Raw genomic sequence first — 16,835 nt, forward strand, 5'->3', positions numbered from 1 at the left:
TTACGTTTACTCCGCCGCAATCGCGTGACCGGCGAAGTTCGCGCGGCTGTTGCGGTACAGATTGATGCGGTCTTCGATCTCGTGACGGAAGTGACGGATCAGGCCTTGGACAGGCCATGCCGCAGCGTCACCGAGAGCGCAGATGGTGTGACCTTCAACCTGGCTGGCGACGTCCAGCAGCAGGTCGATTTCCGACGGGTCGGCATCGCCGATAGCCATGCGTTCCAGCACGCGCCACATCCAGCCGGTGCCTTCACGGCACGGCGTGCACTGGCCGCAGCTCTCGTGCTTGAAGAAGTAGCTGATGCGGGCGATGGCCTTCACGATGTCGGTCGAGTTGTCCATGACGGTCACACCGGCGGTGCCCAGCGACGAGCGCTGCTCGCGCATGGAATCGAAGTCCATCAGAGCGACTTCGGCCTGTTCGCGGGTGATCACCGGGCACGAAGCGCCGCCCGGAATGATGGCCTTCAGGTTTTCCCAGCCACCGCGCACGCCGCCGCCATGATCTTCGATCAGCTGGCGCAGCGGGATGGACATGGCCTCTTCGACCACGCACGGGGTGTTTACGTGACCGGCCAGCGACATCAGCTTGGTGCCGGTATTGTTCGGACGGCCAATGGCAGCGAACCAATCCGCGCCACGGCGCAGGATGGTGCCGACCACGGCGATCGACTCCACGTTGTTCACGGTCGTCGGGCAGCCGTACAGGCCTGCGCCAGCCGGGAACGGCGGCTTCAGGCGGGGCTGACCCTTCTTGCCTTCCAGCGACTCCAGCAGTGCGGTCTCTTCACCGCAGATGTAAGCGCCAGCGCCGTGGTGGATATAGACGTGGAAGTCCCAGCCATGGACGTTGTTGTCGCCGATCAGCTTGGCCTCATAGGCCTGCTTGACGGCGGCTTCCATGCGCTCCCGCTCGAACACGTATTCGCCACGCAGATAGATGTAGCAAGCATGGGCCTGCATCGCGAACGAGGCGATCAGAGCGCCTTCGATCAGCAGATGCGGATCATGACGCATGATCTCGCGGTCTTTACAGGTCGCGGGCTCGGACTCGTCGGCGTTGATGACGAGGTAGTGAGGACGGTCCTTCACTTCCTTCGGCATGAACGACCACTTCAGACCGGTCGAGAAACCGGCGCCGCCACGGCCGCGAAGACCCGAGGCCTTCACATTGTTGATGATCCAGTCGCGGCCAAGGTCCAGCATGTCCTTGGTGGCGTTCCACGCGCCGCGCTGCTTCGCCCCCTCAAGACCCCAATCATGGAAGCCGTAGAGGTTGGTGAAGATCCGATCCTTGTCTTCGAGGATTCCGACCATGGTTCCTTAAAGTCCTTCCGCCATGCGGCGTTTGTGGTGGCGGGTGCGTTGGAAAATGGCCGTGATAACCAGTGCCCAACCGGCAAACAACATGCCGTATGCAACCTTCACCGCATCTTCGGTCAGGCCGAATTTGCCATCCCGAGCGATTACTACCAGCAGGGCCGCGACCACGATCAGCACAAAGCCGCCCAGACGGTACTTCCAGCCCACGCGCTTCAGTTCAGCGCGGTAGGCGGCTCTGCCTTCAGGAGATTCGAGATCGGGCCGTGCCATCAAGCGTCAGCCTTTGCCGGTTCGGAGTTCGGCAGCTTCTTGATCGGCTTGGCCGCCGAACCGTCGTACAGTTTCGGATCCAGCAGGACCTTGGCCCCACCGATCGGTGCCGAGTTGTGACGACCGTTGTACGGGCCCGGCTTCGGCGGCTTGCCAGCGGCAAAATCGTCGATGATCTGGGCCATGTTCTCGGGCGTCAGGTCTTCGTAGTAGTAGTCGTTGATCTGGGCCATCGGCGCGTTGGAGCAAGCACCAAGGCACTCGACTTCCTGCCAGGTGAAGCGGCCGTCGGCGGACAGGGTGTCCTTCGGGCCGATCTTTTCCTTGCAAACGCGCATCAGGTCTTGCGAGCCACGGATCATGCACTGGGTGGTGCCGCAGACCTGGATCAAGGCAACCTTACCCACCGGCTCCAGCTGGAACATGGTGTAGAAGGTGGCCACTTCCAGAACGCGGATGTAGGCCATGCCCAGCAGCTCGGCGATGGCGCGGATGGCGGGCTCCGAGACCCAGCCTTCCTGCTTTTGAACGAGCCACAGGATCGGGATCACCGCCGATTGGCGACGGCCCTCGGGGTATTTCTTGATCCACCACTGGGCCTTTTCCATCGTCTCCTTCGAGAACTCGAAGAAAACGGGTTGGTCTTTGGCCAGACGACGAACGCTCATCGGTCCACTTCTCCGAACACCATGTCGAGCGAACCAAGGATGGCCGACACGTCAGCCAGCATGTGGCCGCGGTTCATCCAGTCCATGGCCTGCAGGTGGCGGAAGCCCGGTGCAGACAGCTTGACGCGGTAAGGTTTGTTGGTGCCATCCGACACCAGATAGACGCCGAACTCGCCCTTCGGCGCTTCGACGGCTGCGTACACTTCACCCTCAGGCGTTTTGAAGCCCTCGGTATAGAGCTTGAAGTGGTGGATCAGCGCTTCCATCGAGCGCTTCATCTCGCCACGACGCGGCGGGGTGATCTTGTGATCTTCGGCCAGAACCGGCTCACCCGGGCAGTTGCGCAGCTTATGGATGCACTGCTCCATGATGCGAACAGACTGGCGCATCTCTTCGACGCGGCACAGGTAACGGTCCCAGCAGTCGCCGTTCTTGCCGACGACAATGTCGAATTCCATGTCGGCGTAGCAGTCGTAAGGCATGGCCTTGCGGATATCCCACGGGATGTCCGAGCCACGCAGCATCACGCCCGAGAAGCCCCAGGCCATGGCCTGTTCTTTCGAGACGACGCCAATGTCGACGTTACGCTGCTTGAAGATACGGTTTTCCGTAACCAGCTTCTCGATATCGTCGAGGGCCTTCGGGAATTCCTTACACCACAGGTCGATGTCGTCGATCAGTTCGGGCGTCAGGTCCTGATGGACGCCGCCCGGACGGAAATAGTTGGCGTGCAGACGCGCACCGCAGGCGCGCTCGTAGAAGACCATCAGCTTCTCGCGCTCTTCGTGGCCCCACAGAGGCGGGGTTAGAGCGCCCACGTCCATGGCTTGCATGGTCGAGTTCAGCAGGTGGTTCAGGATGCGGCCGATTTCCGAATACAGTACGCGGATCAGCTGACCACGGTACGGAACTTCCACGCCCAACAGGCGCTCGATAGCCAAGCAGAAGGCGTGCTCCTGGTTCATCGGCGACACGTAGTCGAGACGATCCAGATACGGAATGTTCTGCAGATAGGTCCGCGATTCCATCAGCTTTTCGGTGCCGCGGTGCAGCAGGCCGATGTGCGGGTCAACGCGCGTGACCAGCTCGCCGTCCAGTTCCAGCACCAGACGCAGCACACCGTGCGCAGCCGGGTGTTGCGGGCCGAAGTTGATGGTGAATTTGCGGTCGTCCATCGCACGGGCGTGCGGGGTCAGGCCGTCTTCGTAATCCTCGAACGGATCGATGGCGGCACCCAGAGGACGCGCGGGGGTGTTGTGTCCGTCAGCCATAGGCTCAGGCTCCCGCTTTCTCGTCGCCCGGCAGGACCGGAGCCGGATAGTCGGCTCCTTCCCACGGCGAGAGGAAATCAAAGGTACGATATTCCTGAGCCAGCTTCACCGGCTCATAGACCACGCGCTTCTGCTCTTCGTCGTAACGAACTTCGACATAGCCCGTCATCGGGAAGTCTTTGCGCAGCGGGTGACCCTGGAAACCGTAGTCGGTCAGGATACGGCGCATGTCCGGGTGATCCGAGAAGATCATGCCGTACATGTCGAAGGCTTCGCGCTCGAACCAGCCAGCCGACGGATAGACCGAGGTTACCGAAGGCACCGGCTGCACTTCATCGGTCGAGACCTTGACGCGCAGTCGGGCTGCACGGGTCAACGACAACAGGTGGTACACCACCTCGAAGCGCTCCTTGCGGTCCGGATAGTCGGCACCGCAGACGTCCATCAGTTGCTGGAAGCCGAATTGGTCGCGCAGGCCCTTCATGACCTCCACGATCTGTTCGCGCGGAGCGATCAGCGTCAGTTCACCAAAGGCAACGACGGCCTCGACACCGAGAGCCGCCACCATTTCCGTACCCAGCGGGGTCAGGGCCGATTCACGCTCGGCCACGCGGACGAGTTCGCTCATCGTTCGATGCTCCCCGTGCGGCGGATCTTCTTCTGCAGTTGCAGGATGCCGTACAGCAGGGCTTCCGAGGTCGGCGGGCATCCTGGGACGTAAACGTCAACCGGCACCACGCGGTCGCAACCACGAACGACGCTGTAGGAATAGTGGTAGTAGCCGCCGCCATTGGCGCACGAGCCCATCGAGATGACGTAGCGCGGATCTGGCATCTGGTCATAGACCTTGCGCAGGGCCGGAGCCATCTTGTTGGTCAGGGTACCGGCCACGATCATCAGGTCCGACTGGCGCGGCGAACCACGCGGAGCCGTGCCGAAACGCTCCAGGTCGAAGCGCGGCATCGACAGCTGGATCATTTCCACGGCGCAGCAGGCCAGACCGAACGACATCCACATCAGCGAACCCGTACGAGCCCAGGTGATGACGTCGTCGAGAGACGTGGTCAGAAAGCCGCGCTCACCCAGTTCGGTGTTCACAGCCTCGAAAAACTTGTCGTGGACCTTGGGGTCGTAGCCCTCAACGGTCGAGCGCGCGGCGCTACCGGCCGGCACCAGCGGAGAAGCCGGTGCGATAACCGACGACGAAGGCGTGATCACTGCCATTCCAGTGCTCCCTTCTTCCATTCGTAGATGAAGCCCACGGTCAGCACGCCGAGGAAGATCATCATCGACCAGAAAGCAAAGACCATCTCGCCGTGCGAGAGATCGAAGATCGAAACGGCCCACGGGAACAGGAAGGCGATTTCGAGGTCGAAGATGATGAACAGGATCGACACCAGATAGAACCGGACGTCGAACTTCATGCGCGCGTCGTCGAAGGCGTTAAAGCCGCACTCGTAGGCCGAGAGCTTCTCGGTGTCCGGATTCTTCGGGGCCAGAACCCAGGCGGCAATCATGAAGAGAGAGCCCAGGATCACAGCGATGCCGAGGAAAACAACGATCGGAAGGTATTCTAAAAGAAATGCGTTCATTCGAGCTGCCTCGCCCGCCGGTTAGAGGGGGCGGATTCGGCGCTTCTTAGACCCAACTCCGCCACGGTTCAAACCCCTCTGGCCAATAAGCGCACATTGAGAAACGTTCGCAAAAACAGAGCGCTCATTCTGCAACGCTGTTATGCAAAATGGCCTGACTGAAGAGGACGCACAGGGGGCCGAGGAGTTCCTTATATAAGGTGCGGTTTTTAAGCGGGTTGCCGCCGCAATAGACGGTTCACCGACGTCTACTCCCCGACCTTGAAGCGTGTTTTTGGCGGACAATCTGCTGAAATTTCAGAAAAGTGCATTTATCCACAGGGTTGCCGCTTGACGCGCAGCCCTGCCCCGCATAAACGACCGCCCTCGCCGCAGCGCATCGCCGCTCCGGCCGGGAAACGCGGGTGTAGCTCAGTTGGTTAGAGTGCCGGCCTGTCACGCCGGAGGTCGCGGGTTCGAGCCCCGTCACTCGCGCCACTCCCCTTCAATCTGATTGAAGACGGAGTGGCGCACACCGCCCTTCCCCCTCTCCTTAAAATCAGACTTTGGTCGCTGTGATCCTCGGTGAGAGGCTTCGCCCGTCAGTTGACGGGCTGTTGCACTCCCGGCATCGCAAACTCTGCGCAGCCGCTGGTCTCGGCGTAGAGCATGGACAGTTCCTCGAACACGCGCGACCAAGCGAACTGTTCGACGGTCTTCTGACGGGCCGCCTGCCCCAAGGCTTCGATGTCGCGCTGAAACAGCGCTTCGATCGCCTGGGCATAATCATCAGGATCTGCCGAACGTGCCAGTTGACCGACGCTGGAATCGACGGTTTCGGCCACGCCGCCCGCATTGACGCCCACGACTGGCCTACCGCACGCCATGGCCTCCAACACGATCAGGCCAAACGGCTCCTTGTCGTTGGCATGCACAAAGGCATCGCAACTGGCGACAATGCGCGCGACGGCGCGGGGATCTTTTTCATAGTCCAGCGAGATGACCCGATCCTCGGCGGGCAGGCCCGCGCCCGCACCGACCAAAACGAGGTAATAGGGATCGCCCAGCGCTTGAACAGCGTCGATCAGCACGTCGATATTCTTCTCGCGCGCAGGTCGTCCTGCAAAACACAGCAAGCGAGCGTGCGACGGCAGACCCGTCTTTTTAAGCAGCCAATCGCGGTCGCGACGATCGGGTCGGAAGGTGTCGATTTCAACGCCTAGAGGCCGGATGACGATATCGGGCACGCCGGCTTCTTCCAGACGACTTGCAATAAAGCGGCTGGGCGAGACCACACGGTCGAACTGGGAGAACAGCTTGGCCCAGCGGCGCTGGACGGGTTTTTTGGCCCATTCACCAAAATGAAGTGCCGCAAGGGCAGCGGGATCAGAGTGGCAGAATCCGATGACGGGCACGCCGACCCGCTGACCGGCCTCGATAGCCCCTTGGCCCGCCGTGTAAGGATCGCCTGCCTCGATAATCGCCGGGTTCAGAGCCGATACCCATGCGCCCCATTTGCGCGCCGAGCTCGGCCAGCGATAACCGTCACCGAACGGCAGCTTGGGCGAACGGATCTGGACGATACCGTCATTGCCATAGGCATATTTCGCGCCCGGCACGACCAGCGTGTGGTCCACCCCGGGTCTTTGCTCTGCCAGCCAGGCCTTTTTGGCCAGGAGATAGCGCTTCACCCCGCCCGAACGCGGCGCATAAAGCATGGTCGAATCGACAAGCCGGGGACGCGGATCCTGTGCCCTTTGCTTGAGACTTTTCAGGGTGCGGGTGACGGTTTCATCAAGCGCCGGAACAAGGCTGAGTTCCGTTTCCTGAATTTCTACATAGCTCATTGAAGCAGGACCTTTACGACCGGACCACCCACAACGCGTGAGCTTAGCTTGGGATGCGTCCGAAAAAGACGAATCGCTTCTGTTCATCACCAGTACAGGTTGCCGCCATAATAACGCCGTAACTGCGTCTTGTGACTATATCTCTAGACGCGGAAATGCGCCGTTTGCCCTTGCTTTCGACTTAAAACTAAGAAACTTGGGGTCAACAAATGGATGTGCTGCTAAACGGGCGGCTTGCGTCCTGACGACTGATTGCTTCGAGGGGTTTGTTTCGAATGCGTGCACTACTCGTAACTGCGGCGGCGATTGCCCCTCTGACCGTTGCCTCAGGTGCGTGGGCGGAAACTGTTGTTTCCACTGCCCGTACGACTCCTATCGCGACGGCCACGGCGACCGGCTCTGCCCCCGACGACATTCGTATGTCCAATGCCGGATCAATCGCCATCGCTTCCGGCGTGGCGGTTCGGGTGAACTCCTCCAACGGCTTCGATATGGATTCAGGCTCGTCCATCACCATGGACAAGTCCGAGAACGGCTCGACTGCGGTTCTGGTAGAAGGCGGGTACAACAGCCCTGTCACCATCGGCGGTCGCATCGCCGTTAACGACAAGCTGGAAACCGCACCGGATACGAACGATGACGGCATTCCCGACGGTCCGTTTGCCGAGGGCCAGGACCGCTATGGCCTGCGCGTCACCGGCCCGGGCGTGTCGCGCGGCAATATCCTGATCGAGAACTCCGGCACCATCGCCGTCGAAGGCAACAACTCCCGCGCCGTTTCGATCGAGAGCGATCGTCAGGGTAACTTCACCAGCTATGGTCAGGTGAGCGTTACCGGCGACAACTCGACCGCCATCCACATCGGCGGCGCGACAACGGGCAATGTCGATATTCTGGGCACGGTCAACGCCAAGGGCGAAAACGCTCAAGGTGTCGTCGTCGAAGGCGACGTCACCGGCCGCGCCAATATTCAAGGTGCCATTACCGCCACGGGCTATCGTTACAACACCCGTCCGCCCAACGCGCCGGAAACCAATGCCAATCCCAAGGGCGTCTATCTCGAAAAGCTGGATGAAGACGACCTGCTGCAAGGCGGTCCGGCTGTCAGCATCGCAGCCAACCTCAGCCAAGGCCTGATACTGGATTCGGGCCCGACTTACGGGCCTGGCGGTATCGAGGGCGATGACGACGACAACGGCGTCAAAAACGGCGACGAGGATGATGACGGCGACGGCATCAAGAACCGCGAAGACCCTGACCGCGACGGCGACGGCCTGACCGACGCCCAAGAGGGGCGTGCGAACATCGTAGCCTACGGCGCTGCCCCTGCTCTGCAGGTCGGCTCTGCCAACCGCGATATCACGCTCGGCAATGTCGGTACCGGCGAAAACGCCTATGGCCTTATCAACCGCGGTCAGATCAGCGCGTTCGGCGTCTATGACGACGTGGACGCGACCGCACTGCGCGTGGGCGTCGATGGTGGCCAAGCCGTGACGATTGACGGCGGCTTTCGCAATCAGGGCGACATTGTTGCCGTAGCCACCGAGGGCAGTGCCACGGCCGTGCGCTTGGGCGCCGGTGCGTCGACGCCGCAGCTGAACAACTCCGGACTTATCCGCGCCACTGCCACGACCAAGTCCGCCGACCAGGTCAGCGGTATTCAATTGGATGCGGGCTCCAACCTGACCTCGCTTACGAACAGCGGCACAATTCAGGCCGACGTCTCTGGCGGCAAGGCCAGCGCCACCGCCATCAACGACCTTTCGGGTACGCTGACGTCCGTCACCAACACGGGTAACATCACGGCTGTGGTGGGTCCGCGCGACGATGCAGACACCGTGACCGGCGTGGCTACCGCCATCAATGCCAGCAATAACACCACCGGCTTTACGTTCGTGCAGGACAAGCCGGCCGGCACCGCGACCACGTCTGAAGGCGGCGACATCCAGATCGGCTCGACTGCCGAAGCTGGCGCACGCACCACGGGCAATATTCGTCTTGGCTCCGGCAATGACGTCATCGACATCCGCAATGGCACGGTCAATGGCGACATCTCGTTCGGCACCGGCGCAGATACCCTGCGCATTTCGGGCGGCGCGACCGTAGCGGGCGCGCTGGATACGGGTGATGGTCGCCTGAACATCGACATCGGCAAGGGCACGCTGGATGCCCGCCAGACGGGCACCACCAATGTTACCGGCCTGAATATCGGTAACGAAGGCACCCTCATCGTGTCGCTGGACCCCAGCAAGGGCACCGCAGGTGGCTTTAAGGTCAACGGGGCGGCCAACCTCGCGGATGGAGCCAATCTGGGCGTACGTTTCGATACCCTGCTGCAGGACGAAACACGGTTCACCATCATCGACGCCGACACTCTGACGCTGGGCGGCGACATCAAGGACTTGATCCTCGATGAAAATGCCCCCTACGCCTATGTGGTAGAGTCCGACGCAGATACTGCTGCGGGCCAGGTCTATATCGATGCCCGCCGCCGCACCGCGTCCGAGGCTGGTATGATCGGCGTCGAGGCTCAGGCCTATGACGTGCTCTATCAGGGCTTGGCCGAAAACGAAGTGATCCGCCGCGCCCTGCTGGGCCAGACCACGCGCGACGGTTTCTTCGATCTGTACGAGCAGATGCTGCCGGATCACTCGGGCGGCCCGCTGATGTCGCTGGCCTCCGGTGTGGATGCGGTGACCCGCGCCCTCACCGGCCGTAACGCTTCGGCGGCCCAAGGCGAGACCAGCGCCTGGCTGCAGGAAATCAACTTCTACGCCGACAAGGACAAGACCGACTCCTACGGCTTCCGCTCGGAAGGCTTTGGCGTCGCCGGTGGCGTGGAACGCGGCACCAAGGCCGGTGCCTTCGGCGTGTCGGCGGCTTTCACCTCCTCGGACATCGAGGATCCGGAATCGGCGGCTGAAGAAGTTCTGTCGGCGAACCTGCTGGAGCTGGGCCTGTACTGGCGTGCTCAAGGCCAGAACTGGACCACGTGGGCCCGCGCCGCTGGCGGCTATGCCCAGTTCGAGGCGACGCGTCGTCTGGTTGCCGATGGCGTGAACCTGAAGAACGAATCCGACTGGAACGGCTTTACCTTGTCGGCTGCCGCAGGGGCTTCGTACGAGAAGCATTATGGTCGCCTCAACGTCCGCCCCGAGGTTTACGCGGAATACTTCTCGCTAAGCGAAGATGGACGCAGCGAAAGCGGCGGCGGTGATGGCTTTGATCTGGAAATCAACGACCGTGACAGCCACATCGCCTCGGGCGTGGCCGCTCTGAACATCGGCTATGGCTTTGGTCAGAATGGCTGGGTTCGTCCGGAAGTGCGCATCGGCTATCGCCACATCCTTTCGATGGATGCAGGCGAGACCGTGGCCCGCTTCAAGTCGGGCGGCGACTACTTCCGCCTGAAGGCGGACGGCATCGAAGGTGGTGGTCCGATCCTGGGCTTCCGTCTGAACGTCGGCAACGATCTGGGGATGCTGTCCATCACCGGTGATGCAGAGCTGCTGGAAGACTATGTGCGCTACACCCTGCTGCTGCGCGCCAGCTTCAAGTTCTAAGCGGACGACAACACTTCATAAGAAAGCCGCCGGATCGCTCCGGCGGCTTTTTTGTTGGCACTCTGGCGGGAGCTAGCCGATGTCCCCCATCACTAACGGGAGGGTGAACTGGCCGCACCCCGCGTCCGTATAGCTGTAGGTCACCACATCGCTGACACCCATCAGGTGTCGACCATCCCAACGGTAGATGGCGCGCGCACAGTTCCCTTGCCCGCCGTTCACCCACATCAGCAGCAACAAATCGGCAGTGCGCAGTGAATCGCTGTCCAGATCGTCCATATCGTCGAACCCCATGCCGGTCTGCACCAGTTCACCAGTCGTCATATTGCCGATGACCAGCTGACGGCATCGCGCCCCGCACGGAATAACCATCTGCACATAGTGCTCGGCTAGATTCGGTCCGCTGGCCCACAGATGGCGAATGGAGTCGGAATAGGCCCGCAAATCCCCCTCGATAATCGGCTGAACCCTCGACGATGGCATCGGATCTAGCTGCGAGTCCGTGTCCATCACGGTCGTGATCGCCATCGTCTCTGCTTGCGCGACCGATTCAGCCACGTTTTCGGTCGATGCGGGCGTTTTGGGCCAACACAGGAAGGCTGCGCCCGACACAATCAAAAGCGCTGCACTCGATAACGCTAGCGTCGAAAACTTGAAACCTGAGCGTCGTGTCATCTCTACCTCCCACCGAGAAGCATGACCCTATTCAAGTCGGAGAACGAACTTCATCCCGCGCCTATGGGATTGTCAGGGCCCGGACAGCAAAAAGGCCGCCTTAATCAGGCGGCCCTTTGCGGAACGGATGGCTGGGGAACTAGGACTCGAACCTAGAATGACGGTACCAAAAACCGTAGTGTTACCATTACACCATTCCCCAGCGGTCCGGTGCCCGCCGAAGCAGTGCGCCCCGGCGATGTGTGGTTGATAGCTCCACACTTCGCGGCGCGCAACACCTTTCGTGCTGAAATTGCAGAAATTTTCATGGAGCAATGTGTTTTTTTAAAAGTGCTATTTCCCCTATTGCGCACCAGAAAGAGGGTAGCTATACACCCACTCCTCGACGGCGGGCCGCGGCTCTCCTGTTCGAAGAAAAGTCGGAGTGTGGCTCAGTCTGGTAGAGCACCGCGTTCGGGACGCGGGGGTCGCAGGTTCGAATCCTGCCACTCCGACCATCTTCCCCTCAACAATCTGTTGATCGCCAAGCCATCCTGTTCGGGGTGGCTTTTGTCGTTGATAGGCTATGCTGGGGCCATGACAGAAAATGTTTTGCCCTCCCCCGCCGATGTCGTGAATTTCTGGATCGACGCTGGCCCGTCCAAATGGTTTTCCAAGGACGACGCCTTCGATAAGGCCTTCAAAGACCGCTTTCTTGAGGCGCACTATGCCGCCGCGCGGCGAGATCTCGACCTCTGGATGGAAACGGCACACGGCGCACTGGCGCTGTTGATTTTGCTCGACCAACTGCCGCGCAACGCCTTCCGCGATACGGCGCATATGTTCGCGACCGATTCACTGGCCGTGCATTTCACCCGCATCGCGATCGCCCAAGGCTATCATCAGGCCGTCGACCTCCCCCTCCAACCCTTTATCCTGATGCCGCTGATGCATTCTGAATCACTTGAGGATCAGGAAGAGCTGTTGCGCATCCTGTCCGAAGAGACTCATCCCGACACCTATAAATACGCGGTCATCCATCGCGATGCGATCCGCGATTTTGGACGCTTTCCTCATAGAAACCAGTCACTTGGCCGCACGACTACCGCTGCAGAACAGGCCTTTTTGGACGGCGGCGGCTTCTCGGGTTAGGGCTTTTTTGTGTCCTAGACGGTGCGGTAATGTGAACAACCTATGCTATGCGTCTTTCCAAGTTTGAATTCGCATTGAGTACGACATGTCACATCGACGTCTTGGCCTGCTGGCCGCCGCCAGCTTGGTTTGCTTGTTGCCGACCACTGCCGACGCGCAGTTTTTCGGTCGCGGTAAGGCTACCGAATCCACTTCCGTGATCAACGAGGTGCCGCGTTGCACCCAGAATTTCGGGACCTTGGCCATTGCCGACACCCAGTCCCAGATGTTCAGCCAGCTGGGATTGGGTAGCCCCACGGAAGTCCTGCGCCATCTTATTCGTGAGTCGGGCTGTTTCCGTCTGATCGAGCGCGGGCCGGGTATGGATGTCGTTGAGCGCGAGCGCAGTCTTGGCGCTGCGGGCCGTATCCGCACCGCCGACTTCGTGCTCGTGGCCGAACTGGGCAACACCGTGGATGCCGCTACCGAAGATCGCAGCAGCGGGCTGATGGGCACGCTGATGTCATCGGGTGCGCGCATGGCTCTGACGGCTGGCATGGCGGCACTGACCCAAGGCGAAGGTGGTGCGGAACTTGGTCAGGGAATGAGCCAGCTTCTGGGCATGGGGGCCAATGTGGCCACCAACCAGCTGACCCAGTCGCTGAACCGTCGGACCGTGGATTCCTTGAAGGAACTGGAAAAGGACCTGTCCAAGGGCAAGGAGGACGCTCAAGTCGTCATGTCACTTTCCAGCGTGCCGCTGGCCGAGACGGTCGGTTACACCCGCGCGATTGCCAACAAGGATGACCTGCGCCGCCTGCGTATCCGCGACAACCATTTCGGTGGGCGCGTCGGGGCGGGCTATGAAAGCGAAGATTCAGGCAAGACTGTCGCTCTGGCTCTGGTACGTGCCTACGCCGATCTGGTGACCAGCCTGGGCGGGACGGGTGATGCCACGCCAGAGGTCGTCGTCGCCAACCGTGAAGCCCTGCGCGCAGCCGAGGCCGAGCGCGAAGCCGAAGCTGATCGCGCGCGCCAGGCGGAAATCCGCGAGCGTGAACGTGCGGAGCAGGCCCGATTGGCCGAAGAAAACCGCATCCGAGAACAGATCCGCCGTGAAGAGCGCGAACGTCTGGCCGCCGAGCGGGAAGCGGTTTCCCATTTGACCGACGCCCCTGCTCCGGCTCGCCAATTGGCTGCCGAGGCCGCAGTCGACATTAACCCGACCCCATCACGCGCGGCATTCGCCGTGGCCCCCGCCTCCCATGCAGAGCTGACCACCAGCCGCACCTCGGTACTGCGCGACGCGCCGAGCGGCCGTCCGGTCAAGGCGCTCAACCCCGGAGACACGCTGCGTCCTACGGGCAACCGTGACGACAGCTGGATTGAAGTGCGTACAGCCGACGATACGACCGGCTGGGTTCAAGCTGATCGTATCTAACCCCCATAGTAAAATTTGGAGAGGAATGCCGTGAAAGCAATGCTCAAGACGTCTACGGTTGCCGCACTGGCTATCGGCCTAGGCCTTCCGGCTGTGGCCGAGGCCCAGAACCGGCCCACCGGTGCCCAGCGCGCACAAAACCAGCAGATGGCCAACATCCCCCGTTGCACCACCAATCTGGGCACCGTGACCATCACCGATGGTCAGTCGTCGTATTGGCGCGAGCTCCAGCTTTCGCCCCCGCAGTCGCTGCTGCGCGTGGTTATCCAGCGCTCGGGTTGCTTCACACTGGTGGACCGCGGTGCGGGCATGAACGTGGCGCAACGCGAGCGCGACATGGCGGCAGGCGGTGACCTGCAACGCGGCTCGAACATCGGCGGCGGTCAGGTGCGCGCGGCCGACTATGTGCTGGTGGGCGAGATTGCCAGCCAGAACGACAATGCGGGCGGATCGGCTCTGGCTGGTCTGGCCGGTGCGGCATTGGGCGGTCGCGCGGGTGCCATTGTCGGCGGCCTGCGTACGCGCCGTCAGGAAGCCAACACCGTGCTGTCGTTGACCAGCGTGCGCACCTCGGAAACCGTCGCCGTGACCGAAGGCTACGCCTCGCGTAACAACATGTCGTGGGGTGCCGGTGCTGCGGGCTTCGGTGCCGGTGCGCTGGGCGGCGGTGCCTATGAGAACACCGAGATCGGTCGCATCGTCGCTGCTTCCTTCATTCAGGCGTACACCGACATGGTCACCCAGTTGGGCGGCTTGAGCGGTGATGCAGCACAAGACGCGCCGATCCAGACCTATACGGTGCAGCAGCCTTCGACCCTGCGCTCGGCACCGGATGGTGGTTCTGTGGTTCGCGCCTTGCCCGTGGGCCTGCGCCTGTATCCGACCGGCAACCGTAGCGGCGTCTGGTGGGAAGTTATGGACGACAACGACAATGTCGGTTGGGTCCAGAACGAGCGCCTCGCGCCCGGCACCTAAAATAATCCACACCCTCTATCAGCATAAAAATCCAACGCCCGTCGCGGTTTAGCGGCGGGCGTATTTTTTGGCTGTGGTATTTCGAATCCGTGAAATGCGTCCGTGCCGAATCGGAGGCATTCTAGTGCGCATGACAGCCCATGCCGCCCTCGCCGAACTTTCAATCCGCTCAGGTGCGGCCCCCGCTGACCATCCTGAATGGCAATACCTGAATCTGCTGCGTGATATTCTGGACAATGGCGTTGAGCGCGGCGACCGCACAGGCACGGGCACGCTGGGCGTGTTTGGCCGCCAGATGCGGTTTGACCTGTCCAAGGGCTTTCCCCTTCTGACGACCAAGAAGCTGCACACGCGCTCGATCATCGTCGAGCTGCTGTGGTTCCTGCGCGGCGAAACCAACATCGCCTGGCTCAAGGAAAACAAGGTCAGTATCTGGGACGAATGGGCCGACGCCGAGGGCGAACTAGGCCCCGTCTATGGCAAGCAATGGCGTTCGTGGACGGCACCCGATGGCCGCGTGATCGACCAGATCGAAAAACTGGTTCACGGCCTGAAGAATAATCCGAACAGCCGTCGTCATATCGTCAGCGCGTGGAATCCGGCAGACGTGGACGATATGGCCCTGCCGCCCTGTCATTGCCTGTTCCAGTTCTTTGTCGCGGACGGAAAGCTGAGCTGCCAACTCTATCAGCGCTCGGCTGATGTCTTCCTCGGCGTGCCGTTCAACATCGCCTCCTACGCTCTGCTGACCATGATGGTGGCGCAGGTGGTGGGGCTAAAGCCGGGCGAGTTCGTGCACAGCTTTGGTGATGCGCACCTGTATCTCAACCATCTGGATCAGGCCCGCGAACAGCTGACGCGCACGCCGCTGCCGTTCCCGACGATGGAAATGGCCGCGCATACTGATTTGTTCGCCTTCCAGCCGGAGGACTTCACCTTGGTCGGCTATGAGGCACACCCTCACATCAAGGCCGCCGTTTCGGTCTGAGGTCTTAAATTACTATGACGATCAAAGACCTACAGGATGCGGTTCTCCGCATCTCTGATATCTACGCGCGCGAGCACAATATCGACCGTGACCGTGACTGGGCGCTGTTGAAACTGCAGGAAGAGCTGGGCGAGCTGACGGCCGAACACCTGCGCCTAAGCCGCCGAGCACGGGGCGAAGGCAATCCGCAGGCACAGGCCGACGAGGCCGCCGATGTCCTTGGTATGCTTCTGATCTATTGCGACCACGCGGGCATCGACATCGAGGCCGCCATGCAGCGCAAATGGCTGAGCTGGCTCAATCCCCAAACGTAAACTTACGACACACCGGATAGCCAAAGGGGCTGATCTAGCGCCACTCTTCGAAAGCTGATTCCCTCAGACCGTCTGCGGGCGCAGCTTTCGGGAGAACGTCCATGATCAAGAAGTTCGCAGCCGAGTTGATCGGCACTGCCGTCTTGGTTTTGTTCGGGTGTGGTGCGGCTGTATTGGCTGGCTTTGACGTTGTCGGCCAGCTGGGTATCGCCCTCGCCTTTGGTTTTGCCATTGTCGCCATGGCCTATGGCATTGGTCCGGTGTCCGGCTGTCACGTCAATCCGGCCGTCAGCCTCGGTGCGTTTATCGCGGGCCGCATGTCGGCCAAGGACATGGTGATCTATTGGATCGCCCAGTTCATCGGTGCCGTCGTGGGGGCCTTTATCCTCGCCAGCATCGCCAAGACCGGCTTTGCCCAACTGGGCCAGAACGGCTTTGATGCCGGATCGCCGGGCGGTTACGGCCTGCAAGCCGCGCTGATTTTCGAGATCGTCGCCACGGCAGTGTTCCTGATTGCCATTCTGGGCGTGACGGGGGCCAAGGGGCATGGCGCGTTTGCCGGTGTTTCTATCGGTATCACTCTGGCCCTGATCCACATTGTCGGCATTCAGGTGACCGGCGTGTCGGTCAATCCGGCCCGTAGTTTTGGCCCGGCCCTGCTGGCAGGTGGTCAGGCCATGAGCCAGCTTTGGGTGTTCATCGTCGCGCCGCTGATCGGCGGTGCCATCGGTGGCCTACTGTTCCGCTTGAAACTGTTGGAACCCCAAGACTAACTCTGCAGATGAAGGGGCGGCCTGTGCCGCCCCTGATTCCCTG

16 protein-coding genes and 3 tRNA genes are annotated in these 16,835 nt (G+C 61.1%); 9 read left to right on the top strand and 10 right to left on the bottom strand.

The window, feature by feature from the left end; translation table 11 throughout:
* Positions 1–6: 6 nt before the first annotated feature.
* The 7 genes from nuoF to B3B04_RS04740 form a co-directional block, all read right to left on the bottom strand.
* The gene (gene nuoF, locus B3B04_RS04710; protein ID WP_292040392.1) at positions 7–1,320 is read right to left on the bottom strand and encodes an NADH-quinone oxidoreductase subunit NuoF; all 1,314 of its coding nucleotides are present in this window, start codon (positions 1,318–1,320) and stop codon (positions 7–9) included.
* 6 nt (positions 1,321–1,326) lie between these two features.
* Positions 1,327–1,596: a hypothetical protein gene (locus B3B04_RS04715; protein WP_292040394.1), complete on the bottom strand. Its 270-nt coding sequence runs from the start codon at positions 1,594–1,596 to the stop codon at positions 1,327–1,329.
* Positions 1,596–2,264 carry an NADH-quinone oxidoreductase subunit NuoE gene (gene nuoE / locus B3B04_RS04720; protein ID WP_292040397.1) on the bottom strand — a complete coding sequence of 223 codons (669 nt, stop codon included), beginning with the start codon at positions 2,262–2,264 and terminating at the stop codon, positions 1,596–1,598. The genes B3B04_RS04715 and nuoE overlap by 1 nt, the downstream gene beginning before the upstream one ends.
* Positions 2,261–3,439, bottom strand: a complete 1,179-nt coding sequence (locus tag B3B04_RS04725; RefSeq protein WP_292040477.1) for an NADH-quinone oxidoreductase subunit D — start codon at positions 3,437–3,439, stop codon at positions 2,261–2,263. The genes nuoE and B3B04_RS04725 overlap by 4 nt, the downstream gene beginning before the upstream one ends.
* A gap of 100 nt (positions 3,440–3,539) precedes the next feature.
* Positions 3,540–4,163, bottom strand: a complete 624-nt coding sequence (locus tag B3B04_RS04730; protein WP_292040399.1) for an NADH-quinone oxidoreductase subunit C — start codon at positions 4,161–4,163, stop codon at positions 3,540–3,542.
* Positions 4,160–4,780, bottom strand: a complete 621-nt coding sequence (locus B3B04_RS04735; protein WP_292040400.1) for a NuoB/complex I 20 kDa subunit family protein — start codon at positions 4,778–4,780, stop codon at positions 4,160–4,162. Before B3B04_RS04735 ends, B3B04_RS04730 begins: the two co-directional genes overlap by 4 nt.
* Entirely contained in the window at positions 4,750–5,127 is a 378-nt protein-coding gene (locus tag B3B04_RS04740) for an NADH-quinone oxidoreductase subunit A (RefSeq protein ID WP_292040401.1), read from the bottom strand. Before B3B04_RS04740 ends, B3B04_RS04735 begins: the two co-directional genes overlap by 31 nt.
* 400 nt (positions 5,128–5,527) lie before the next feature.
* On the opposite strand from B3B04_RS04740, the gene B3B04_RS04745 reads away from it, so the two are divergent.
* Positions 5,528–5,604 (top strand) — tRNA-Asp (locus B3B04_RS04745).
* A 104-nt stretch (positions 5,605–5,708) separates the two neighbouring features.
* On the opposite strand, the gene B3B04_RS04750 is transcribed toward B3B04_RS04745, so the two are convergent.
* Positions 5,709–6,953, bottom strand: a complete 1,245-nt coding sequence (locus B3B04_RS04750) for a glycosyltransferase (RefSeq protein ID WP_292040403.1) — start codon at positions 6,951–6,953, stop codon at positions 5,709–5,711.
* 275 nt (positions 6,954–7,228) lie between these two features.
* On the opposite strand from B3B04_RS04750, the gene B3B04_RS04755 reads away from it, so the two are divergent.
* Positions 7,229–10,516 (top strand): autotransporter outer membrane beta-barrel domain-containing protein, encoded by a 3,288-nt coding sequence (locus B3B04_RS04755; RefSeq protein ID WP_292040405.1) that lies wholly within the window; start codon positions 7,229–7,231, stop codon positions 10,514–10,516.
* Between the two features lie 72 nt (positions 10,517–10,588).
* On the opposite strand, the gene B3B04_RS04760 is transcribed toward B3B04_RS04755, so the two are convergent.
* A complete protein-coding gene (locus B3B04_RS04760; RefSeq protein WP_292040406.1) occupies positions 10,589–11,029 on the bottom strand; it encodes a hypothetical protein in 441 nt (146 codons plus the stop codon).
* Between the two features lie 290 nt (positions 11,030–11,319).
* Positions 11,320–11,393, bottom strand: a tRNA-Gln gene (locus tag B3B04_RS04765).
* A 218-nt stretch (positions 11,394–11,611) separates the two neighbouring features.
* Between B3B04_RS04765 and B3B04_RS04770 the strand changes: the two genes are divergently transcribed.
* The 7 genes from B3B04_RS04770 to B3B04_RS04800 all read left to right on the top strand — a co-directional run bounded on the left by B3B04_RS04770 (position 11,612) and on the right by B3B04_RS04800 (position 16,792).
* Positions 11,612–11,688: transfer RNA gene (locus B3B04_RS04770), tRNA-Pro, on the top strand.
* 79 nt (positions 11,689–11,767) lie between these two features.
* Complete coding sequence (locus tag B3B04_RS04775) at positions 11,768–12,322, top strand: DUF924 family protein (protein ID WP_292040408.1); 555 nt, start codon at positions 11,768–11,770, stop codon at positions 12,320–12,322.
* Positions 12,323–12,407: 85 nt separating this feature from the next.
* Complete coding sequence (locus tag B3B04_RS04780; protein ID WP_292040411.1) at positions 12,408–13,742, top strand: hypothetical protein; 1,335 nt, start codon at positions 12,408–12,410, stop codon at positions 13,740–13,742.
* 39 nt (positions 13,743–13,781) lie between these two features.
* Positions 13,782–14,717 carry a CsgG/HfaB family protein gene (locus tag B3B04_RS04785; protein ID WP_292040413.1) on the top strand — a complete coding sequence of 312 codons (936 nt, stop codon included), beginning with the start codon at positions 13,782–13,784 and terminating at the stop codon, positions 14,715–14,717.
* 130 nt (positions 14,718–14,847) lie between these two features.
* On the top strand, positions 14,848–15,705 hold the full coding sequence (locus B3B04_RS04790; protein WP_292040415.1) for a thymidylate synthase: 858 nt from the start codon (positions 14,848–14,850) through the stop codon (positions 15,703–15,705).
* A gap of 14 nt (positions 15,706–15,719) precedes the next feature.
* Positions 15,720–16,019 (top strand): phosphoribosyl-ATP pyrophosphohydrolase, encoded by a 300-nt coding sequence (locus B3B04_RS04795; RefSeq protein WP_292040417.1) that lies wholly within the window; start codon positions 15,720–15,722, stop codon positions 16,017–16,019.
* A gap of 101 nt (positions 16,020–16,120) precedes the next feature.
* Positions 16,121–16,792: an aquaporin gene (locus B3B04_RS04800; protein WP_292040419.1), complete on the top strand. Its 672-nt coding sequence runs from the start codon at positions 16,121–16,123 to the stop codon at positions 16,790–16,792.
* Positions 16,793–16,835 lie beyond the last annotated feature (43 nt).

This window comes from Brevundimonas sp. UBA5713 (assembly GCF_002419815.1).
GTDB lineage: Bacteria > Pseudomonadota > Alphaproteobacteria > Caulobacterales > Caulobacteraceae > Brevundimonas.